General features: G+C 74.8%; 16 protein-coding genes. 12 read left to right on the forward strand and 4 right to left on the reverse strand.

Going from position 1 to position 21,961, the window contains the following annotated elements; translation table 11 throughout:
• Positions 1-141: 141 nt before the first annotated feature.
• From HFV08_RS17625 to HFV08_RS17640, 4 genes are all read left to right on the forward strand, one after another.
• Positions 142-4,728 carry a type I polyketide synthase gene (locus HFV08_RS17625; protein WP_168540597.1) on the forward strand — a complete coding sequence of 1,529 codons (4,587 nt, stop codon included), beginning with the start codon at positions 142-144 and terminating at the stop codon, positions 4,726-4,728.
• Between the two features lie 159 nt (positions 4,729-4,887).
• A complete protein-coding gene (locus HFV08_RS17630; protein WP_168540820.1) occupies positions 4,888-5,916 on the forward strand; it encodes an alpha/beta hydrolase in 1,029 nt (342 codons plus the stop codon).
• Positions 5,917-6,336: 420 nt separating this feature from the next.
• Positions 6,337-7,542: a hypothetical protein gene (locus tag HFV08_RS17635; protein WP_168540599.1), complete on the forward strand. Its 1,206-nt coding sequence runs from the start codon at positions 6,337-6,339 to the stop codon at positions 7,540-7,542.
• Positions 7,543-7,587: 45 nt separating this feature from the next.
• Positions 7,588-7,761, forward strand: a complete 174-nt coding sequence (locus HFV08_RS17640) for a hypothetical protein (protein ID WP_168540601.1) — start codon at positions 7,588-7,590, stop codon at positions 7,759-7,761.
• 246 nt (positions 7,762-8,007) lie between these two features.
• On the opposite strand, the gene HFV08_RS17645 is transcribed toward HFV08_RS17640, so the two are convergent.
• Complete coding sequence (locus HFV08_RS17645) at positions 8,008-8,862, reverse strand: MaoC/PaaZ C-terminal domain-containing protein (RefSeq protein ID WP_168540603.1); 855 nt, start codon at positions 8,860-8,862, stop codon at positions 8,008-8,010.
• Positions 8,863-9,122: 260 nt separating this feature from the next.
• Between HFV08_RS17645 and HFV08_RS17650 the strand changes: the two genes are divergently transcribed.
• From HFV08_RS17650 to HFV08_RS17680, 8 genes are all read left to right on the forward strand, one after another.
• Positions 9,123-10,367 carry a sensor histidine kinase gene (locus tag HFV08_RS17650; RefSeq protein WP_168540605.1) on the forward strand — a complete coding sequence of 415 codons (1,245 nt, stop codon included), beginning with the start codon at positions 9,123-9,125 and terminating at the stop codon, positions 10,365-10,367.
• Positions 10,364-11,005, forward strand: a complete 642-nt coding sequence (locus HFV08_RS17655) for a response regulator transcription factor (RefSeq protein ID WP_168540607.1) — start codon at positions 10,364-10,366, stop codon at positions 11,003-11,005. Before HFV08_RS17650 ends, HFV08_RS17655 begins: the two co-directional genes overlap by 4 nt.
• 475 nt (positions 11,006-11,480) lie before the next feature.
• A complete protein-coding gene (locus HFV08_RS17660; protein WP_168540609.1) occupies positions 11,481-13,283 on the forward strand; it encodes an MFS transporter in 1,803 nt (600 codons plus the stop codon).
• A 92-nt stretch (positions 13,284-13,375) separates the two neighbouring features.
• Positions 13,376-14,059 (forward strand): class I SAM-dependent methyltransferase, encoded by a 684-nt coding sequence (locus HFV08_RS17665; RefSeq protein WP_168540611.1) that lies wholly within the window; start codon positions 13,376-13,378, stop codon positions 14,057-14,059.
• A gap of 243 nt (positions 14,060-14,302) precedes the next feature.
• Positions 14,303-15,307, forward strand: a complete 1,005-nt coding sequence (locus HFV08_RS17670; RefSeq protein WP_168540613.1) for an N-acetylmuramoyl-L-alanine amidase — start codon at positions 14,303-14,305, stop codon at positions 15,305-15,307.
• A 189-nt stretch (positions 15,308-15,496) separates the two neighbouring features.
• Positions 15,497-16,312, forward strand: a complete 816-nt coding sequence (locus tag HFV08_RS17675; protein WP_168540615.1) for a DUF5336 domain-containing protein — start codon at positions 15,497-15,499, stop codon at positions 16,310-16,312.
• A gap of 352 nt (positions 16,313-16,664) precedes the next feature.
• Positions 16,665-16,751: a putative leader peptide gene (locus HFV08_RS32375; protein WP_312885684.1), complete on the forward strand. Its 87-nt coding sequence runs from the start codon at positions 16,665-16,667 to the stop codon at positions 16,749-16,751.
• Positions 16,752-16,938: 187 nt separating this feature from the next.
• Complete coding sequence (locus tag HFV08_RS17680; protein ID WP_246341832.1) at positions 16,939-18,441, forward strand: hypothetical protein; 1,503 nt, start codon at positions 16,939-16,941, stop codon at positions 18,439-18,441.
• Positions 18,442-18,538: 97 nt separating this feature from the next.
• Here HFV08_RS17680 and HFV08_RS17685 read toward each other — a convergent pair whose 3' ends face one another.
• From HFV08_RS17685 to HFV08_RS17695, 3 genes are read right to left on the reverse strand one after another with little or no spacing between them, the layout of a single operon-like run.
• The gene (locus HFV08_RS17685; RefSeq protein ID WP_168540617.1) at positions 18,539-19,609 is read right to left on the reverse strand and encodes a prenyltransferase/squalene oxidase repeat-containing protein; all 1,071 of its coding nucleotides are present in this window, start codon (positions 19,607-19,609) and stop codon (positions 18,539-18,541) included.
• Entirely contained in the window at positions 19,606-20,337 is a 732-nt protein-coding gene (locus tag HFV08_RS17690) for a class I SAM-dependent methyltransferase (protein WP_168540619.1), read from the reverse strand. The genes HFV08_RS17685 and HFV08_RS17690 overlap by 4 nt, the downstream gene beginning before the upstream one ends.
• On the reverse strand, positions 20,331-21,734 hold the full coding sequence (locus HFV08_RS17695) for a glycosyltransferase family 4 protein (protein WP_168540621.1): 1,404 nt from the start codon (positions 21,732-21,734) through the stop codon (positions 20,331-20,333). The genes HFV08_RS17690 and HFV08_RS17695 overlap by 7 nt, the downstream gene beginning before the upstream one ends.
• Between the last annotated feature and the right edge of the window lie 227 nt (positions 21,735-21,961).

Genomic DNA, 21,961 nt, shown 5'->3' on the forward strand with positions numbered 1-21,961 from the left:
CCGGAGGACTCGGCCCGGAGCACGGCATCACGGGGTGACTCCGGCTGGGCCGCAGGATCACCCGACGACACCACCCGGAGCACGGGATCACGGGCCGACTCCGCCTGGACCGCAGGACCACCCGACGACACGGTCCGGGCCGTGGAACCACCGGACGACACGGTCCGGGCGGCCGTGCAGCCGCCGGACAACTCCGTCCCGTCCGCCCAACTCCCCCATGCCCACGCCCCGTTGACCCAGGCGGACGACACCCGCGAGCGCCCCGCTCTCCTCCCGGGCGCGCCCGACCGGGCCGCCCTGCGGGCCGCGCTCACCGACCATCTGCGGCTGCGCCACGGGATCGACCCGGCGGACGTCGACGACGACCGGCCGCTCGCCGAACTCGGCCTGGCCTCCCGGGACGCGGTCGCCCTGACCGCCCGCCTCGGCGACCTGGTCGGGCACCGGCTGCCCGCCACCCTGCTCTGGGAGACCCCGACCCTCGGTGCCCTCCTCGATCGTCTCGATCGCGGGGAGGCCGGGCACGGCGGTCGTACCGAAGCGGTCGGGCGCCCCGAGTCCGTGCCCCTGGAGGGCAGTTCGCCGGTCGCCGTGATCGGGATCGGCTGCCGGTTGCCGGGCGGGATCCGTTCGCCGCGGGCCTTCTGGGAGTTCCTGGGCGAGAGCGGCGACGCGGTCGGCGAGGTGCCCGCGGGCCGGTGGGAAGCCTTCGTACCCCAAGACGCCGAGCTACCGGCCGAGTTGAACCGGTACGGGGCCTATCTCGGCGGGATCGGGGAGGTCGCCGCCTTCGACGCGGAGTTCTTCGGCATCGGCGCGCACGAGGCCACCGCGATGGACCCGCAGCAGCGCATCCTCCTGGAGGTGAGCAGGGAGGCGCTGGACCACGCGGCGCTGCCCGCCGACTCGCTCGCGGGCAGCAGGACCGGCGTCTTCGTCGGCATCAGCGGCAACGAGTACGCCCATCTGACCACCGCCGCCCTGGAGTCGGTGGACGCCTGGACCGCGCCCGGCGGCTCGCTGAGCGTCAGCGCGGGCCGTCTCGCCTACACCCTGGACCTGCGCGGGCCCGCCCTCGCCGTGGACACCGCCTGCTCCTCCTCGCTGGTCGCGGTGCACCACGCGGTGCGCAGCCTCGCCTCGGGGGAGAGCGACACCGCGCTCGCCGCGGGCGTCAACCTGCTGCTCTCCCCCGCCGTCACGCTCGGTCTGCAACGGGCGGGCGCGCTCTCCGCGGACGGGCGCTGCAAGGCCTTCGACGCCGCCGCGGACGGCATCGCGCGGGGCGAGGGCTGCGGGGTGCTCGTCCTGAAGCGGCTGGCCGACGCCGAGCGCGCGGGCGACCGGGTACTCGCCGTGATCGAGGCCTCCGCGGTCAACTCCGACGGCCGCTCCAACGGGCTCACCGCGCCCAGCGCCGAGGCCCAGCGCGCCCTTCTCCAGGAGGCGCACCCCACTCCGGCCCTGGTGGACTACGTCGAGGCGCACGGCACCGGCACCCCGCTCGGGGACCCCGTCGAGGCGGGCGCGCTCGGCGCGGCACTCGGCTCCGGCAGCGGGCGCGGCGCCGACCAGCCGCTGCTGATCGGCTCGGCCAAGACCAACCTCGGTCATCTGGAGGCCGCCGCCGGGATCACCGGCCTGATCAAGACCGTCCTCGCCCTGCACCACGGCGAGATCCCGCCGCAGCTGCACTTCACCGAGCCGGGCCCGCACGCCGATCTGCCCGCCCTCGGCCTGCGCGTGGTGACCGCCGCCGAACCCTGGCCGCGCTACGCGGGTACCGCCACCGCCGGGGTCTCCGCCTTCGGCTTCAGCGGCACCAACGCCCATGTCGTCCTGCGCGAACACCGCCCCGCCGCCCGCGGTCCGCGCCCGCCGAAGGCTCCGCGGCAACCCGCCGTGGTCCTGCTCGACGCGCCCACCGAGGACCGGCTGCGCGCCCGCTCGGCCGAACTCGCCGCCTGGCTGCGCGGATCCGAGGCGCGGGCGGTACGTCCCGAGGACCTCGCCCGCACCCTCGCGGGCCGTACCGGCAAGGGCCGCCGCCGGGTGGCGGTCGTCGCCCGGGAGCGCGCGGAGATCGCCACCGCCCTCGACCGCCACGCGCGCGGGCAGGCCGACCCGCACCTGATCACCGGCGGCGGTCAGCCCCAAGGACCCGGCGCGGTCTGGGTGTTCTCCGGCTACGGCTCCCAGTGGCCCGGCATGGCACGCCAACTCCTCGGCTCCGAACCCGCGTTCGCCGCCGCCGTGGCGGAGATCGAGCCGGTGCTCGCCGCCGAGACAGGTCTGTCCCTGCGCGCCTGCCTGACCGGTGACGGCCCGTCAGGTCCGCCCGACCTGACCGCGATCGACGTGGTGATGCCCCTGCTCTTCGGCATCCAGGTGGCCCTGGCCCGGCTCTGGGAGTCCTACGGGCTGCGGCCCGCCGCCGTCCTCGGGCACTCGCTCGGCGAGATCGCCGCGGCGGTGGTGGCCGGAGCCCTCGAACTCCGGGACGGCGCCCGGGTGGTCGGGGTGCGCTCCCGGCTGCTCGCCACCGTGTCCGGGGGCGCGATGGCGGTGGTGGACCGGCCCGGCGAGGCGATCGAGGCGCTCAGCCCCGAACTCCCCGGACTGCGGGTCGCGGTGCACTCCTCCCCCGCGCAGTCGGTGGTGACCGGTCCGGCGCCCGAGGTACGGGCCCTGGTCGAACGGGTCACCCGGGAGGGCGGCTTCGCCCGGCTGATGCCGGTGACGGTGGCCGGTCACTCCGCTGAAGTCGACCCGCTGCTCGGCGAGTTCCGCACCGCCCTCGGCCAACTCAGCCCGCAGGCGCCCCGGTTGCCGCGCTACTCCACGGTCACCGAGGACCCGCGCGCCGAGGCCCCGGGCGATGCCGATTACTGGGCCGCGAACCTGCGCCGCCCGGTGCGCTTCGCCCAGGCGGTGCGCGCGGCGGCCGAGGACGGGCACCGCGTCTTCCTCGAAGTCGCCCCGCACACGACCCAGTTGCACCCGCTGACCGAGACCCTGCGGGCGGCGGGCGCGGCCGACGCCCTGGTCCTCGGCACCCTGCGGCGGGAGGCGGACGAGGCGCTCGCCTTCCGCTCCGCGCTCGCCACCCTGCTCGTGCACGGCACCCGCCCGCCCGGACTGCGCGAGACCCTGCACCCGCGCGGCCGCATCACCGAGGTCCCGGCACCCCATTGGCACCACCGCACCTTCTGGCCCGGCCGCACGGCGACCACCCCGGAACCCGCCCCGCCCGGCACCGGCACCGGCACCGGCACCGGCACCGGCACCGGCACCGAGGAGTCCGGCACCCTCCCCCGGCTGCGCCGCTGCGTCGCCGCGGTGATGGGCTACGGCCCCGAACGCCTCGACGCCGACCTGCCGTTGACCGACCTCGGCCTCGACTCCCTGACCGCGGTCCGCATCCGTACCGCCGTGGAGCGGGAGTTCGACGTGAGCGTGCCGCCCGCGGTACTGCTCCGCCAGGGCACCCTGCGCGCGGTCGCCGAACTGCTGGGCGCGGAGGCATCCGTACGGGACGAGGCATCCGTACGGGAGAGGGAAGCACCGCCCGTACCGGAGAGGGACGGATCGCCCGTACCGGAGAGGGACGGATCCGCCGTGGAGGAGAAGGCGGGTGCCTCGGTTGAGGCACCCGCGCGGGAGGCCACCGCGACACCGCCGGGCGCATCCGCCCCGGAGACCCCCGAGGCACCGGCCGAGCCTGCCCCGCGCGAGCCCGCCCCGCACGAAACCGCCCCGCGCGAAGCCCTCTCACGCGAAGCCGCCGCACCGCCCGTCACCACGTCCCCCGACCGCCCCGCGCCCCGGCGCATGACGGCGGGCACCACCTCCGGTCCGGTCCGCGGAACCCCCGGCCGTCTGCGGACCTTTCCCGGCACCGGTCCCGGGGTGCCCCTCTTCCTCGCGCACGCGGCCGGGGGTCTCGCCGATGTCTACGGGCCGCTCGCCGAACGCCTCGACAAGGTGCGCCCGGTGTTGGGCTTCGACCGGTGGGAGGACGAGTACGGGCTGTACAGCAGCGTCGGGCGCGACCGCGTGCACGGCGCGTACGCCGCGGACGATGTCTCGGTGCGCGCGGTCGAGTTCGCCGCCCGGATCCGCGAGGTCCGCCCCGAGGGGCCCTGGCTGCTCGGTGGCTGGTCCTACGGCGGGCTGCTCGCCCAGGAGGCCGCCCGGCTGCTCTCCACCCGCGGCACCGTCGGGGCCCTGGTCCTCTTCGACTCGGTGCTCCCGCTCCCGGCGCCCGCCGCCCTCGACCCCCTCGCCCAGGCCCGCGCACGCTTCGCCGCCTTCGCCTCCTATGTCGAGGAGGTGTACGGCGAGCCGCTGCCGCTGCCGTACGAGGAGCTGGCGCGGCTCGACGACACCGGGCAGGTCGACCTGGTCCTCAAACTCCTGGAGCAGGCCGTCGAGTTGCCCGCCTCGGTCCTCGCACACCAGCGGACCTCCTACCTCGACCTGCGCAGCGGGGAGCGGCACCGGCCGGGACCGTACCCGGGCCGCACCCTGCTGTACCGGGCGAGCGAGGCCGCCCCGCACACCGTGCGCGATCCACGTTACGAACGCGGGGACGAGGCGCTCGGCTGGGACGCGTACTGCTCCGCGCTGACGGTCCGTCCACTGCCGGGGCACCATCTCGCGCTCCTCGACCCGCCGGTCGTCGACACCCTGGCCCGCCTGCTCGCCCACGATCTGTCCGGCTACTAGGCCATGAGGGAGCAGGAGGGGACGCCCCTCCTCCGCCCCGGCCCCCAGACGCGCCGCCCGGTTTCCTCACCCTCCGCCGGACCGGGCGGCGCTCAACCCCACCGCCCTCCCCCGCCCGAACCCCGCGACCCGTACCCCCGTACCCCCGACGAGGTGACCATGCCGTCCTCCCCGCGCCACCGTGCCCGCAGAACTGCCCGGCGTACGAAGCTGTTCGCCCTGGCCGCCGGCGTGCTGCTCGCCGGTTCCGGTGCGCTTCTGGTGCCGGAGGCCTCCGGCGCCCCGGCCGCGGACGCCGGGCGGCACCGGACGGCGGAGGGGGCCCGGATCCTCGCCGAGGAGAAGGCCGGCGCGCGCACCCTCGACCTCACCGTCGCCTCGCCCGCCCTCGGCACCACGGCCCGGGTCCGGGTGATCCTGCCGAAAGCCTTCGACAGCGAACCGGAGCGCCGCTGGCCCGTCCTCCTCCTGCTCCAGGGCGCGCACGACGACTACACCTCCTGGACACGCGAGACCGGGGTGGAGTCCTTCCTCGCCGACAAGGACGTCCTGACCGTGCTGCCCTCCTCGGGCCCGACCGGCATCCCCACCGACTGGTGGAACTTCGGCCTGCCCGGCGCACAGGACTACGAGGCCTTCCAGACCGAGGAGTTGGGGCGGCTGCTGCGCGAGCGCTTCCGGGCGGGTGAGCGGCGCGCGGTGGCCGGGGTGTCCACCGGCGGTTACGGCGCCCTCGCCCTGGCGGCCCGGCATCCCGGCACCTTCGGCGCCGCCGCCTCCTACAGCGGCATCACGGACACCACGGCCTTCGGCATGCCGACCGTGCTGAGCGCCATCGTCGCGCGCGAGGGGAAGCTGCCCGGTGCGCTGTGGGGGCCGCCGCTGCTCGCCCGGGCCAACTGGAACCGGCACAATCCGGCCGCCCTGGTGGACTCCCTCGACGGGACCGGGCTCTACCTCTCGCAGGGCAGCGGGCTGCCGAGCGAGGACTTCGGCAACCTGGAGGCGGCGGTCCTCGAAGGCACCCTCTGGGGCCAGGCGCAGGGCTTCGCGCGGAAGCTGAAGGCCGCCGGGATCCCCGCGCGGGTGCACTTCTACCAGGGCGGACTGCACGCCTGGGAGTTCTGGGAGCGGGAATTCACAGCTTCATGGCCCACACTGGCCGCCGGGCTCGGACTCCCCGGCTGAGGGCGACGCTCGCCGGCCCGGCTGTGGGGGCCGGGCGGGCGATGTGGCGGTGCGCCCCCGGGGAGCGGGGCCCACCGCGGTGGCCGGTCCCCGCTCGGGGGCCGGCCACCGGTGCCGTACCGGATGCCACCGCTGCCGTACCGGATGGTGAGCGGTGCCGTACCGGAAGGTGAGCGGCGGCGCGAACCGGACGGAGACGGTGCTGCCCCCTGGGGCGTGCGCCCTGGCACGCCCGGGCGCGCGGATGGTCGTAGCGCCCGCGTGTGCTGCTTTCCCGCGCGCCCCTGTGCGCGCGAGCACACCCCCTTGGGCGCCCTCAGGGAATCTCCCGAAGCACCACTCTTCTGTGTGAACCGGACGGTCTCCGTTGCCGCGAGGGGCCCGGCGAAAACTAGCTTCGTGCGCCGGAGGTGACCCACGATGACGGCCTGTGCCCTCGAAACCGCGACCGGCGGCCCGGACAGTGCGACCCGGCACCCGCAGTGCTCGATCGCCGCCGACGGCTCCTATGCCGCGCGGCTGGCCACAGATGGAGAATCCTTTTACCCGGAGCGCTGGACCCTGGGCGGACCCGAGCCCTACGCGGTGCCGCTGCCCTCGGCCCGCACCGAGGAACCCGGCGCCGCGGTCCAGCCCCTGGCCGACGGCCGGGTCCTGATCCACCGGCCGGAGGCGGAGAGCCACGCCTTCGCGCTGCTCTACCCCACCGGGCCCGGCACCGGCGAACTCCCGCTCGGCACCGTCGAGTCGGCGGGCCTCACCCTGCTGCCGCCCACCCCGCAGGGCCACGCCGCCTACGCCCTCGCGGTCCGCGCCGAGTCCACCGACCTGTGGCTGGTGGCGGGCGGGGCGCGCGGCCCGGAGCTGGTGGCCGAGGTGCCGGGGCGCTGCTCGGGCGGGGTCTGGCTGGACCGCGCGGGGCGGATGCTCGCCCTGGACCGGGAGAGCGGCGGGCGGACCAAGACCGTCACCGTCGACCTCCAGCGCGGCGGCGAGGTCTCGCCCTTCCTCCAGCTCACCGAGGAGAGCAACGACCGGCTGCTGCTCGCCGACCTGGACAGCGGGCTGCTCCTGCTGCGCTCCGACGCGCCCTCGCCGGGCCGCGAACGCCTCGGCTGGGGCGTGCTCGGCAGCACCCTCCCGGTGCGCTTCCCGGCCTGTCTGCGCCTGCCGGAGTGCACGGTGACGCCGATCGCGGTCCAGCCGGGGCAGACCCTGATGCCGGAGACCGCCGCGGTCGCCCTGCGCATCGAGGGCCCATCCGGGGGCCGGCTCGGCCTCTGGCGCCCCGTCGACCGCACGCTCACCCAACTCTCCCCTCCGCAGGGCTGGTTGACCGGCGCCGGGCTCTGGACCGCGGGGGGCGTGCTGCGGCTGCCGTACGTCACGAACGCGGTGCCCTGCGGAGTGGCGCGGGTACCGGCGCCTCCGTGGCCGGGCCGTGCCGAGCTGCCCGGCCCGGGGGTGGGGGCGGGCCGGGCCACGGGGGCGGCGGAGCGGCAGGCGCCGCCGCCCCCGGACGGGGACGGACCGCCCGCGGGCGGCGGGCGGAACGGGAACAAGAGCCCGGCCCGGCCGGTTCCTCTGCGTGAGGCGCCGCTCGGGCCGAAGGAGACGGCTCGTTAGACTCGGCTGCCGCCATGAACGACCTTGTGACGGAGTGACCTTCCGATGACCGACGCTCACACCGAGCAGCGCACCGAGACGGACGAGAACCAGGCGGCCGAGGGGGCGGGTCGCCATCGCGGCCCGGTCGCCGAACAGGAGCAGGAAGCGGCCCCGCACGGCCGCCACCGCAGGCAGCCCGCCCAGTCGGCCGCCCCGGCCTCCCACGGCGGCGCCTGAACCGGCCCGCACCACCCGGCCGCCCACACCGGCCAGCAGGGCCCGGCACCCCACGGTGCCGGGCCTTCGCCGTCCGCGGGGGCACCAGGACCCCGCCGTGCAAAGAGGCATGCGAGGCGCGCGGCCAGCCTCGGGAATCACCCCCGATGCCCGACGCCGGACTCCCAGAAGCGCGTGATGGCCGGCCCCCAGGAGTGCGCGGAGTCTCGGACGTGCGCGACGCCGGAGCCTCCGCGACTCCCGCCGTCAGGAATGCGTGACCACGGTGTCGGTGAGGACCGGCGCGTCCTCCCGTTCCACCGCGGTGACCTCGGCCCGTACGGAACCCTCCGCCGCCCACATCCGGATCCGCAGCGTCTCCCCGGGGAAGACGACCCCGGCGAAACGCGTGCGATAGGAGCGGACCCGGGCCACCTCACCGCCGAGCACGGTGTCGACGACAGCCTTCAGGGTCATCCCGTACGAGCACAGGCCGTGCAGGATAGGGCGTTCGAAACCGGCGAGGCGGGCGAACTCGGGGTCGGCGTGCAGCGGGTTCCAGTCGCCGGAGAGCCGGTAGAGCAGGGCCTGCTCCTCGCGGACGGCGCGCTCCACGGTGTGGCCGGGCGCGCCGGTGGGCGGGTCGAGGCGGGCGGCGGGGCCGCGTTCGCCGCCGAAGCCGCCCTCGCCGCGGACGAAGATCCGCGCCTCGCCGGTCCACAGCGGGCCGTCCGCGTCGGCGGCCTCGGTCCGCAGCACCAGGACGGCGGCCTTGCCCTTGTCCCAGACGGCGACGACCCGCGAGGTGGTCACCGCCTCGCCCTCGACCGGCAGCGGCCGGTGCAGCTCGATGTGCTGGCCGCCGTGCAGCACATCGGTGAGATCGAGGTCGAGGCCGGGTGCACCGAGCGCGCCCACGAAGCCGAGGCCGCCGCCCGCGACGGTGGCGAAGCTGGGCAGTACGTGCAGCGAGGACTCCAGGGTGTAGCGCAGTTCGGCGGGGTCGGTCGCGGGGACTCCGGCGCCGAGACCGAGGTGGTAGAGCTGCACGTCCTTGTGGCCCCAGCGGATCGTCTCGGAGACCGGCTCCGCGGCGAGCGCCTCGGCGGCATCGATGGGCATACGGTGCTGCTCCTCGGGGCTGGGCGCGGCGGCCCGCGCGACGGTGACCCGGCCGCGCACACCCCGGAGTTCCGGAACGCACCCCTCCTGGCCTCCCCTTGTATAGCCCAGCGCCCCGCGGTTGGGAAGGGCGGCGCAACGGACCGCCTGACGCCGCGTCAGCTCCCGTGACGGCCCCCGCACGACCGTGACATTTGTCCTGCCCAGGAGCGGACAGCCGACTCTGCCGCCGCCGTCCGCGGACTCCGTACCGTCGGGGTATGACGTACACGGGGCACACGGCGGAGCCGACGGCAGACGGGGCGGCGGGGCGCGAGAAGCCGCGGGCGGCGGGGCGCGAGAAGCCGCGGCGAAGGCTCTGGCGCGGGCGGCGGGACGGCGACCGGCCCGGGCCGGCGCCGAGCGGCTTCACCCTGCTGCCCTGGCTGCTGCTCGGTCTGGGGTCGCTGTCCCACCTGCTCCAGGGCAAGGCCTCGAACCCGGTGATCGGCGGGCTCGGCCTGCTCGCCTTCAACTCCCTCTACATCGCGGTGGTCTTCCGCGCCTTCGACCGCGCGAAGCGGGACAGCACGGCGACCCGGGTGGCGCTCGCCGCCCTCGGCCTGGTCACCCTGGCGCTCGCCGCGGGGTACGGCGGCAGCTGGCTGACCTTCTTCCCGCTGTTCGGGCTCGCCTGCGGATCGGTCCTGCGCGGACGGCCGCTGATCGCGACCGTGCTCGCGCTGACCGTCCTGTCCGCGGCGGTCGGCGCCTGGAAGGGCGGCTGGCAGGGCTTCACCATCTCCTACGGCGCCCTGCTCTCCGCCATGGTCACCGCCGCGATCCTGGCCCTGTCCGAGACCGTGGTCGAACTGCGCGCCACCCGGCAGGAACTGGCCCGTACCGCGGTGGAGAAGGAGCGGCTGCGCTTCTCCCGCGATCTGCACGACCTGCTCGGCCACACCCTCTCGGTGATCGTGGTCAAGTCCGAGGTCGCCCGCCGCCTGGCCCCGCGCGACCTGGCCGCCGCGCTCGCGCAGATCGACGAGATCGAGTCGGTCGGCCGCCAGGCGCTCACCGAGATCCGCGAGGCGGTCACCGGCTACCGCGAGAGCAGCCTCGGCGCCGAACTCGACCGGGCCCGCGAGGCCCTGCGCTGCGCGGGCATCGAGACGTCGGTCCGACAGTCCGGCCCGCCGCTCGACCCGCACTCGGCCGCCCTGCTCGGCTGGGTGGTCCGGGAGAGCGCCACCAACGCGGTACGCCACTCCCGGGCCGGGCACTGCGAGTTCACCGTGGAGGCCGAGGGCGAGGAGGTGCGCCTGGTGGTCACCGACGACGGCCGGGGGCCCGGCCCGGGCACGTCCGGCACCGCGGGCAGCGGGCTGCGGGGTCTGGCCGAACGCCTCGCCGCGGTAGGCGGCTCACTGGAGTCGGGGCCCGCGGAGGGGCAGGGCTTCCGGGTGGTGGCCCGGCTTCCCCTGCCCGCCGCCGGGCCGGTCGACGAGCCTAGCCTTGGCCCATGACCGAGACCGCCGAGGCGCACTCCCCCACCGGGTCCGTACGGGTCCTGCTCGCCGAGGACCAGGGCATGATGCGCGGCGCCCTCGCGCTGCTGCTCGGCCTCGAACCCGACATCGAGGTGGTGGCCCAGGTCGCGCGCGGCGACGAGATCCTGGCGGCGGCCCTGGACAGCGCCCCCGATGTGGCGCTCCTGGACATCGAACTGCCGGGCCGCAGCGGGCTGGACGCCGCCGCCGAGCTGCGCGCCCGCTGCCCCGGCTGCCGGGTGCTGATCCTCACGACCTTCGGCAGGCCCGGCTATCTGCGCCGCGCGATGGAGGCGGGGGCCCGCGGCTTCCTGGTCAAGGACGGCCCGGTGGAGGAACTCGCCCGGGCGGTGCGCCGGGTGCTGCGCGGCGAGACCGTCGTGGACCCCGCGCTGGCCGCCGCCGCGCTGAGCGCGGGCCCGAGCCCGCTCACCCGGCGCGAGGCCGACGTACTGACCGCGGGCGCCGACGGCTCCACCGTCGCCGACATCGCGCACGCCCTGCACCTCTCGGAGAGCACCGTACGCAACTACCTCTCCGCGGCGATCGGCAAGACCGGCACCCGCAACCGCACGGAGGCGCTGCGCGAGGCCCGCAGCCAGGGCTGGCTCTGAGGCTGCCGGGGGGAGAGACCGGCCGGTCCCGCGCCGCGCGCCGCGGCCTGCCTCGCGGCCCCCGCGACCGGAGTTGTCCACAACCGGGTGGCTGTCCACAGGCTCCCCCGCGCCGCCCGGCGAGGGTGTCCAATGAAGGCGTCCGAGGAGAGAGGGACGTCCCAGGGGAGGGGGACGCCCGCGAGGTGGAGCAGGAGGGGGACGTCTGAGGAGGGGGACGTCTAATGAAACGGTCAAGGATTCCGCCGGAGGGCCCGCCCGGGGAATAGCCGCGCCGAAGAGGCACGTTCACCGTGCAACTATCTTCTTTCCGACCTTGTCTCCGTGTCTCCGTACGGCCTGACCTCCGTACGGCCCGACACCTCCCGCCGGACGGTGCGCGCCGCTGCCGTCGCGCGCCCGGCGGCCCTTGTTCAGACCCGGCACCTGTTCAGCCCCGGCCTGGCGGCCACGGCCTTCCTGGAGCACGCACGCGATGACGCAGACCGATCCGCACGACAGCACCACCGCCCCCGCGGCCGTTCCCCTGTCCGTACTCCCCGACGACCCCGACAAGGGGCCCCGGGGCACCGGCCTGGTGCCCGTGCTCGCCTTCGCGGGGATCGTGGTCGCGGTCATGCAGACGCTGCTCGTGCCGGTGATCAAGGACCTGCCGGTGCTGCTCGGCACCTCACCGAGCAACGCCACCTGGGTGCTCACCTCCACCCTGCTCTCGGGCGCCGTCTCGACCCCGATCATGGGGCGGCTCGGCGACCTCTACGGCAAGCGCAGGATGCTGCTCCTGAGCCTGGCCGTAATGGTCGTGGGCTCCCTGATATGCGCCTTCACCAGCGATCTGATCCTCATGATCGCGGGCCGCGCGCTGCAGGGCTTCGCGATGGGCGCCATCCCGCTCGGCATCGGCCTGATGCGCGACGAGCTGCCCCGCGAGAAGCTCGGCTCGGCGATGGCCCTGATGTCCTCCTCCATCGGCGTCGGCGGCGGTCTCGCCCTCCCGCTGGCCGCCGTGGTGGCGCAGAACACCGACTGGCACACCCTGTTCTTCGTCGCCGCGGGACTCGGCGCCGTGTCGATCGTGCTCACCCTGCTCACCGTGCCGGAGTCCGCCGTACGGGCCGAGGGCCGCTTCGACGTCCCGGGCTCGCTCGGCCTCTCGGTGGGGCTGATCCTCCTGCTGCTGCCGGTCACCAAGGGCAGCGACTGGGGCTGGGCCTCCGGCCGGGTGCTCGGGCTGTTCGGGGCCTCGGTGGCGGTGCTCCTGCTGTGGGCCGTCTACGAGCTGCGCACCACCGCTCCCCTGGTCGACCTGCGCACCACGGCACGCCGCGAGGTGCTGCTCACCAACCTCGCCTCGATCATGGTCGGGGTCGCCTTCTACGCGATCTCCCTGGTCCTGCCGCAGGTGCTCCAGCTGCCCGCCTCCACGGGGTACGGCCTCGGCCAGTCGATGGTGGTGGCCGGTCTGTGCGTGGCCCCGCTCGGCCTGACGATGATGCTCACCGCCCCGCTGTACGCGCGGATCTCCGCGAAGCACGGCCCGAAGACCACGCTCATCCTCGGCATGCTGATCATCGGCCTCGGCTACACGGCGGGGCTCGGCATGATGAACGCCGCCTGGCAGACCGTGGTCCTCTCGATCGTGGTGGGCGGCGGCATCGGCCTCGCCTACTCCTCGCTGCCCGCGCTGATCATCGGCGCGGTGGACCCCTCCGAGACCGGCGCCGCCAACGGCCTCAACACCCTGATGCGGTCCATCGGCACCTCGGTCTCCAGCGCCGTCATCGGCATGGTCCTGGCGCACACCGCACAGCAGTCCGGCCCCGTGGCGATACCGACGATGGAGGGCTTCCGGCTCTCCTTCCTCATCGCGGCGGGCGCGGTCGCGGCCGGTCTGGTCCTGGCCCTTTTCCTGCCCTCGCAGCGCAAGACCGCCCTGGACAGGACCGTCGCCGCGGAGCCGTCCACCGCCCCGGCGGGCGCCCGGCAGCAGGACGGCTTCCACGGCCGGGTGCTCGACGCCGCGGGCCTGCCGCTCGCCCTGGCCCGGATCACCCTGATCGACGGACGCGGGCGGCGCGCCGGGGCCACGCACAGCGACACCGGGGGCCGCTTCACGCTGCCCGCCCCGCACAGCGGCACCTTCGTCCTCGCCGCCCGGTCCCCCGGCCACGGCCCGGGGGCCTGCTCGGCGACCTATGCCGGGCCCGGTGACCTGGTCGAGGTCGAGATGCGGCTGCCCGCGGCGAGCGAGGCCGAGGAGGCACCGGCCGCGCGCTGAGCCGCGCGCCCCGGGCGCCGGGCCCGGGGCGCGGTACGGCAGCATGGGCCGCGCACGCCCGCGCGCACGCGCCGTACCGCAGGAGGAAGCCCATGGCCGCCGAGGCCGCGCCGAAGACCCCCGAGCCGGAGGTGCTCGCCGCCTTCGAAGCCGCGAAGGGCTTCATGCCGCTGGACGAGGGCCTCGCTCTGTACGCGGCCGCCGCCGAGGCCGCCGCGCTCGGGCTGCCGCTGCTCGAAGTGGGCACCTACTGCGGGCGTTCGACGCTGCTGCTCGCCGCGGTCGCCCGTGCGGCCGGGCTCACCGCGGTGACCGTGGACCACCACCGGGGCAGCGAGGAGCAGCAGCCGGGCTGGGAGTACCACGACCCGGAGCTCGTCGACCGCGCCCCGGGCCTGGACAGCCGGATGGACACCCTGCCGGAGTTCCGCCGCACCCTGTACCGGGCGGATCTGGAGGAGCATGTGGTCGCCGTGGTGGGCCGCTCGCCGCAGGTGGCCCGGCTCTGGCAGGGCGCCCTCGGCCTGGTCTTCATCGACGGCGGCCACACCGACGAGCACGCCAACGGCGACTACGAGGGCTGGGCGCCCAAGGTCGCCGAGGGCGGCACCCTCGTCATCCACGACGTCTTCCCGGACCCCGCCGAGGGCGGCCAGGCCCCGTACCGGATCCATCGACGCGCCCTGGAATCGGGCGAGTTCACGGAGATCTCGGTGACCCGTTCGCTCCGGGTGCTGCGGCGGACGGCACCGGCGGCCGCCGGAACCCACAGCTGACGCCGGTCGCCGCTCCCCCACCCCGGGGCCCGGCTTCCGCCCCCTTTCCGCTCCCGCCCGTCATTCCGCTCCCGCCCGGAGGCGGGCCCCGCCCCGAAGGCCGGGACGCAACCACGAAAGCCGGCACGGACCCCGAAGGCCGGTACGGAACCGCGGGCTCCGCCGCACCCGTACCTCCGTACGGCCCCCGGGAAGCGGCGGTCCCCGGCGCGAGACACCCGGGATGCCCTAGGGTCGGGCCCTGTGTCGTATGTGACCCCGGACAGCGATCCCCGCCCGCCGCGCCGCAATCGCCGCGCCCTGACCGTGACGGCGGCGGCCCTGGTGCCCGCCGCGCTCATCGGCTGGCTGGTGTGGCAGGCGACCGCCGACTCCGGTGACGGGAAGCCGCAGGGCGGGTCCGCGCCCTCCGTCTCCGCCTCCTCGCCGAGCGCCGGCCCCAGCTCCTCCCCCGATGCCTCGGCCTCCGCCACCGATCCCGGCGGCAAGGACAAGGACGGCGGCAAGGACAAGGACAAGGGCCGCGGTGACGGCAAGGAAAACGGCAAGGGCGAAACCGGCAAGGGGCGTTCGGGCCCGCTCAAGGGAAAGACCGTGGTGATCGATCCCGGTCACAACACGGGCAACAGCTCCCATACGGCGGAAATCAATCGCCAGGTGAATATCGGCGCGGTCAGCAAGGAATGCGACACCACCGGCACCGCCACCAACGGCGGTTATCCGGAGGCGAAATTCACCCTGGACGTCGCCCACCGGCTGCGGACCCTGCTGGAGGAGCAGGGCGCCACCGTCCGGTTGACGCACGACGGCGACCGCCCGTGGGGTCCCTGCGTCGACGAGCGCGCCCGGATCGGCAACACCGCGGGCGCCGACGCCGCGGTGTCGATCCACGCCGACGGCTCCGCGCCCGGCAACCGCGGCTTCCATGTGATCCTCCCGGCCTCGGTGCACGCGGGCGCCGCGGACACACGCAAGATCACCGCCCCCTCACGGGAGTTGGGCGAGCGCATCGCGGGCAACTTCCTCCGCGTCACCCGCAGCGCCCCCTCCAACTACATCGGCGGCGGCACCGGCCTGGACACCCGCAGCGACCTCGGCGGGCTCAACCTGTCCACGGTGCCGAAGGTGTTCATCGAGTGCGGCAATATGCGTGACGCGAAAGACGCCGCTCTGGTCACAAGCAGTGACTGGCGCCAGAAAGCCGCGCAAGGGATCTCCGAGGGCATCCAGAGCTTTCTGCGCAGGTAGCACGGTCCAGGGTATGGGCCGGGTAAACACGCCCCGCCGACTGACGATATGGTCACCCTTACGATGGGGGGCCATCCCCGCGCTTCACACCGCGATGTCCGGCCAGGAAGCCGACTTCCGACAGCGCCTGATCCGACTGCGGTGCCAGCGACGCCTCCACGGACGAGACCACCTGACGAAGGACCTGAAGTGAACATCCGATCCCTCACTCGAGGCGACGGCGTGGTGATCGGAGCAGCGGTGTTGCTGTTCATCGCCTCGTTCCTCGACACCATCGACGACTTCGGCGACGACACCCCCATGGCCTGGGACAACCTCGGCCTCGTCATGAGCGTGTACGTCGCGGGGATCGCCGGTGCGGCCCTGATCGTCGTCGCGCGGGGCCTGCCCACTCAGCCGAAGGTGCTGGGCATCGACCTCGGCCAGGCCGGTGTCGTGCTGACCGTCGCCTCCGCCTGGGGCGCGCTCTGGTCGCTGATCGACCCGGGCACCTTCGTGGACGGCGGACAGAACGTCCCGGACATCGACGCCGGTGCCGGTCTGATCCTCGGCTTCATCGCCGCCCTGGTGCTGGCCGCCGCCGCGGTCGCCACCCTCGTGCTCCCGGCCCTCAAGGCCCCGCTCGCCGGCACCCCCGGCCAGGCCGCTCCCCAGCCCTACGGCGGCCAGCCGCAGGGCGGTTACGGCTACCCCGGTGGCCAGCCGCAGCAGTCCTTCGGCGGCCAGCAGCCCTACGGCGCCCCGCAGCCGGGTCAGCCGCAGCAGCAGGCGGCCCCGGCTCCGGCCCCGGCCGCCCAGGGCGGGGCGGACTTCACGCCGTTCTGGTTCGCGGTGCCGGTGGCCCGCCCGCTCTTCGGTGAGGACGGTGCGCCGACGCCGATCGCCGAACTGGCCCCCGGTACCTGGTACCTGGCCGTCGAGCAGCGCGGTCCGAACCTGATCGCGCAGACCCAGGACGGCCGCCGCGGCGTCCTCCAGGACACCTCCGGCATCCAGCGCGGCTGAGGCCCCGCACCCCGCACGGCAGTCCCCGAAGGCCCCCGTTCCTCGGAGCGGGGGCCTTCGCCGTGCCCGGAACACACGCCGCCCACGCCTGAGGACGTTCGGCGCGCGCGTGGCGCACGGTCACGCCAGACCCTCGACCGACCCACCGCCCCCCTCCCAGCCGGGCTCCGCGGTCGTCGTTCGCCATGTCCGTCGTCGTTCGCCATGCCTGTCGGCCTTCCGAGTGCGGGCCCCGCCGTCTCTCCGCCCGCTCCGCCGCCTCTCCGCGCCGGACGTCCTCCCTGGTCCACCCTGCGGGACGCCGCCCGGAAGGCCTTGACCCCGCCGAGGTGCGGCTGCTTCGATCACGCCCATGAAGCCCCGGCGCCAGCTGCTCACCCGCCGACGTCATGTCGACCTCGCGCGGACCTCCGGCGCCCTCTGTACAGCCGCGCGCTGAACCGCCCGCGCCGAACCCGGCGGTGGCTTCGCCCCGGCGGTGACCGCACCCGCACGCCTCGCCCATCCCGGGTCCGGCTCCGGGTCCGGCTCAGAGCCGTACGGCCAATTCCCCTTCACCTCCAGCAAGTTGACCCCGCCACTTGCTCTCCCCTGCCCGCCCACCCGCACGGACGGACCCGTCCCCCATGCCCCACGCACCGCACTCCCCCGCCCCCGGTTCTCCCGCCCGCCCGGGTCCGCTCCCCCGGCGCCGGGCCCTGCTGTCCGCCCTGGTCTGCGTCCTCGCCCTCAGCCTCGGTGCCCTACCCGCCGGGGCGGCGCCGAGCGGTGGCGAGCGTCCCACGGTGCCTCCGCACAACCCGTACGCCGGTCCCGACGGCACGGCGACGATGCACGGTGACACCGGGTCCTCGGACACCACCCCGCTGGCCGGGCCGAGTGCGGGGGCTCTGGACTCCTCGCGGACCGGGCCCGGTTCCGCCTGCCCGACCGTGCTCGTCGGCTCCGACGGGTATCCGGTCGCGCTGTGCACGCCGATCCTCGGCCAGGTGCCGACGGTCCACCTGCTCGACCCGGAGGACGGCCGCTCGCTGGCCACCCTGCGGCTCACCAAGGGCTCGCTGCTCGGCGGGGTCTACGCCTATCTCGACCACCGCGACCGGCTGGTCGTCGCGGACGGCAGCCGGGATCTGCTCCGTGTCGGACACCGCCAAAAGGCCTCCGGGGAATGGGAGTTGGCGATCGAGCGGCGGCTCTCGCTGGCCTCCGCGCTGCCCGAGGGGGACGCGGTGACCGGGCTGTCGCCGGACTGGCGGGGGCGGGTCTGGTTCGCCACCGGCGGTGGAGTGGTGGGCGTCGCCGACGACCGCACCGGCCGGATCCGCTCCCGGCAGCTGCCGGCCGGGGAGCGCATCGCCAACAGCATCTCCACCGCCCCCGAGGGCACCGCCGTCACCACCACCCACGCCACCTATCTGCTCACCGCCGGGGCCGGGGGCAGGCCCGAGGTCGTCTGGCGGCGGGCGTACGACCGCGGGCAGGCGCGCAAGCCGGGAATGCTGAGCCACGGCAGCGGCTCCACCCCCACCTTCCTCGGCCCGGGGAGCGGAACCGACTACCTCGCGATCGTCGACAACGCCGATACCACCGTCCATCTGAAGGTCTACCGGACCGGCACCGGCGAGCAGGTCTGCTCGGTGCCGGTACTGCGCGCCGCGGGCGGCCCCGGCAGCGAGAACTCCCCCGTCGGGGCGGGCCGCAGCGTCTTCGTCGCGGGCACCTACGGCTATCCGTATCCGGCGGTCCCGGAGGGCGCCGGTGAGGCCGTCCCCGCCACGGCGGACTTCGCGGGCGGGCTGACGCGGGTGGACGTACGGCCGGACGGGACCGGCTGCGAGCAGGTCTGGGACACCACCCTGCGCTCGGCGGCGGTGCCGAAGCTGTCGACGGCCGACCACCGGCTGCACACCGTGCTGCGGGACCCGTTGATCCCCGGCACCAAGGGCACCGGCCTGCTCGACCGCTACCGCTACGCCCAGATCGACCCCGGCACCGGCCGCGTCACCCGCTCCCGGCCGATCGGTCGCGGATTCCCGTACGACACCCTGCAGATGGCCGGGACCCTCGCCCCGGACGGCAGCTACCTCCAGGGCAGCGTGACCGGAGTGGTGCGGATCTCGGCGCGGTGACCGCGGGGCCCCGCACCCGGCGGGGCCCCTCTCACCGCGGCGGGCCTGAACCTCAACCACCCCTGGACTGTGGAGGAGTTGAGCTGCCCGGAGGGGCTCAGCAGCAGTCCGGGGCGAGTCCGCGCGGCAGGCGTTCGCCGGAGAAGACCGCGCAGGTGGCCTCGTCGCCGCCGAGGGCGGCGACCGCGAGGAGGACGGATCCGGCGGTCCAGGTGGTGAGTTCGCGCGGCCAGATGGCGGCGTCCTCGAAGACGTAGCCGGTCCAGTAGAGGCCGCTCTCCGGCTCGCGCAGGTGCTGGATGGACTGGAGGATCTCCAGGGCGCGGTCGGATTCGCCCACCGCCCAGAGTGCCAGGGCGAGTTCGGCGGATTCGCCGCCGGTCACCCAGGGGTTGGGGACCACGCAGCGCACCCCGAGGTCCGGCACCACGAAGCGGTCCCAGCCCGCCGCGATACGGGACTTGGCGGCCTCGCCGGTGACCGCGCCGCCGAGGACCGGGTAGTACCAGTCCATCGAGTAGCGGTCCTTGTCGAGGAAGAGCTCGGGGTGCGAGCGGATCGCGTGGCCGAGCGCGCCGAGCGCCAACTCCCAGTCGGGCTGCGGCTCTTCGCGCTGCTCGGCGAGGGCGAGCGCACAGCGCAGGGCGTGGTGCATCGAGGAGCAGCCGGTGAGCAGCGCCTCGGTGACGGGCGTGCCGTCCGCCTCCCGCTTCCAGCCGATCTGCCCGCCGGGCTGCTGGAGCCCGAGCACGAACTCCATCGCCCGGGCCACCACCGGCCACATCCGGTCCAGGAAGGTGTCGTCGCCGGTGGCCAGATAGTGGTGCCAGACGCCGACCGCGATGTACGCGGTGAAGTTGGTCTCGCAGCTGCGGTCGCTGACCTCGTCGAAGTTGCCGTCGGTGTAGGCCGCGTACCAGGAGCCGTCCGGGTTCTGGTGCCGGGCCAGCCAGTCGTAGGCGCGCCAGGCGGCCTCGTGCTCGCCGGAGGCGTCCAGCGCCATGGCCGCCTCGGTGTGGTCCCAGGGGTCGAGGTGGTGGCCCCGGAACCAGGGGATGGCGCCGTCCGGGCGCTGGGCGGCGAGGATCCCCCGGACCGTGCGGGCGGCCTCTTCGGCCGTGAGGACGCCGTCGAGGACGAGGTGTTCGGTCCGCTCGGGGCTCGTCACGCCTCGGCCTTCGGCAGGTGGGGCTTGGTGGCGTAGGCGACGAAGCTCTTGCCGACGACCGGATTGAGCAACTGCTCCGCGAGGCGCGTGGCCAGCGGCTTCTTCATGATGTCCCAGACGAGCAGCTTGTGGTACGCGCGCACCGGCAGCGCCTTGTCGTTGTCCACCCCGAAGGCGCACTTGAGCCACCAGTACGGGGAGTGCAGCGCGTGCGCGTGGTGGGTGCCGTAGGGCTTGAGTCCGGCCTCGCGCATCCGGTCGAGGAGTGCGTCGGCCCGGTAGATGCGGATGTGGCCGCCCTCGACCTCGTGGTAGGCGTCGCTCAGCGCCCAGCAGACCTTCTCGGGGCCGTAGCGGGGCACGGTCACCGCGATCCGGCCGCCGGGGCGCAGCACCCGGACCATCTCGGCGAGGACGCCCTTGTCGTCGGGGATGTGCTCCATGACCTCGGAGATGATGACGACGTCGAAGGAGTCGTCGGGGAAGGGCAGCGCGAGCGCGTCGCCCTCCATCGCGGTGGCGGTGGCGCCCACCGGGGCCTCCCCGGCCTCCTTCATGGCGGCGAACCAGGTGGCGACCTCGCGGATCTCCTCGGCGTTCCGGTCGAGGGCGACGACCTGCGCCCCGCGCCGGTAGCACTCGAAGGCGTGCCGCCCGGCCCCGCAGCCGAGGTCGAGCACGCGATCGCCCGCGGCGAGCGGGAAGCGGGAGAAGTCGACGGTCAGCACGTGGCCCTGCTTTCGCGATCCGGTACGGCGATTTCCTCGGCCGCCGGGCGGGCGGCGGAGACGGGGCGGCGCGCGGGGGCGGCGCCGGAGCGTGCGAGGGCCTCGCGGTAGCGCTCGACGGTGCCCCGGGCGGCCTCGGCCCAGGTGAAGTTGGCGAGTACGCGTTCCCGGCCCGCGGCACCCAGCCTGCGGCGCAGCGCCTCGTCGCCGAGCAGCCGCCCGAGGGCCGCGGCGAGCGCGCCGGACTCGCCGGGCGGCACCGCGAGGCAGGTCTCCCCGTCGGCTCCGGCGACCTCCGGGATGGCGCCGCCGGTGGTGGCGACGAGCGGGGTGCCGGTGGCCATCGCCTCGGCGGCCGGGAGCGAGAAGCCCTCGTACAGCGAGGGCACGCAGGCCACTTGGGCGGAGCGGACCAGGTCGACGAGTTCCTCGTCGGTGATGCCCTTGACGAAGTCGACGGCGCCTTCGAGCCCGTAGCGCTCGATCATCTGGGCGACCGGGCCGTCCTCGGCGCGCTTGCCGACGACGACGAGATGGGCCTCGGGGACCTCGGTGCGCAGCTTGGCGAGGGCCTCGACGAGGTGGACGAGCCCCTTCAGCGGGACGTCCGCGCTGGAGGTGGTGACGATCCGGCCGGGCACCTCGGCCACCGCGGGGTCGGGGCGGAACAGGCCGGTGTCGGCGCCGATGTGCACGACATGGACGCGGGAGGACGCGACGCCGAGGTGGTCGACGATCTCCTGCCGGGAGCTGCCGGAGACGGTGAGCACCGACTCCAGCCTGCGGGCCACCCGCTTCTGCATCCGGGTGAAGGCGTACCAGCGGCGCACCGAGGCCCGGCGGCGCCAGTGCGGGGCTGCGTCCAGCTCCAACTGCCGGTCCACGGTGATCGGATGGTGGATGGTGGTGACCAGCGGGGCGCCGAGGTCGCCCAACAGCCCGTATCCGAGGGTCTGGTTGTCGTGCACGACGTCGAACTCCCCCGCGCGGGCGCGCAGATGGCGACCGGCCCGCAGCGAGAAGGTGAGCGGCTCGGGGAAGCCGCCGGTGAGCATGGTGGCGACTTCGAGGGCGTCGATCCAGTCGCGGTACTCGCCGCGCGCGGGTCTGCGGAAGGGGTCCGAGGGCCGGTAGAGGTCCAGGCTCGGCAGCTCGGTCAGGCGCGGATTGGGGGCGCCGCCGGTGCCGTTCCGGTCGAGGACGGGGTAGGGCTGGGCGCCGATGACCTCGACCTGGTGGCCGAGGAGGGCGAGCTCCCGGGACAGGTGCCGTACGTAGACGCCCTGGCCCCCGCAGTACGGGTTGCCCTTGTAGCTGAGCAGGGCGATGCGCAGCGGCCGGTCACCGTCGGGGGCGGAGCCCGCGCGATGGCCGTCCTTCCTGGCCTCAGCGGTCACTCCGGGCCCCCTTCTCACGGCTCTTTCACGCGAGACTACGCGCGGCGCTAACCTAGAACAAGTTTCAGAGTGGAGCATTCCGGAACGCTCGGAGGATCGAATTTACCGGCTGGTAGCCCGTACTGTGCCGGGCGGACCAGGTGATTCGCGCCACGGCCGAGCCCCCTGCCATGCTGTGCCGTCCGGGGGCAGCGCGGCCCCGGCGCGGCGACGCTCCCGCACCCGGC

Source organism: Streptomyces physcomitrii (assembly GCF_012273655.1).
In the GTDB taxonomy this organism is placed as follows: Bacteria; Actinomycetota; Actinomycetes; order Streptomycetales; family Streptomycetaceae; genus Streptomyces; species Streptomyces physcomitrii.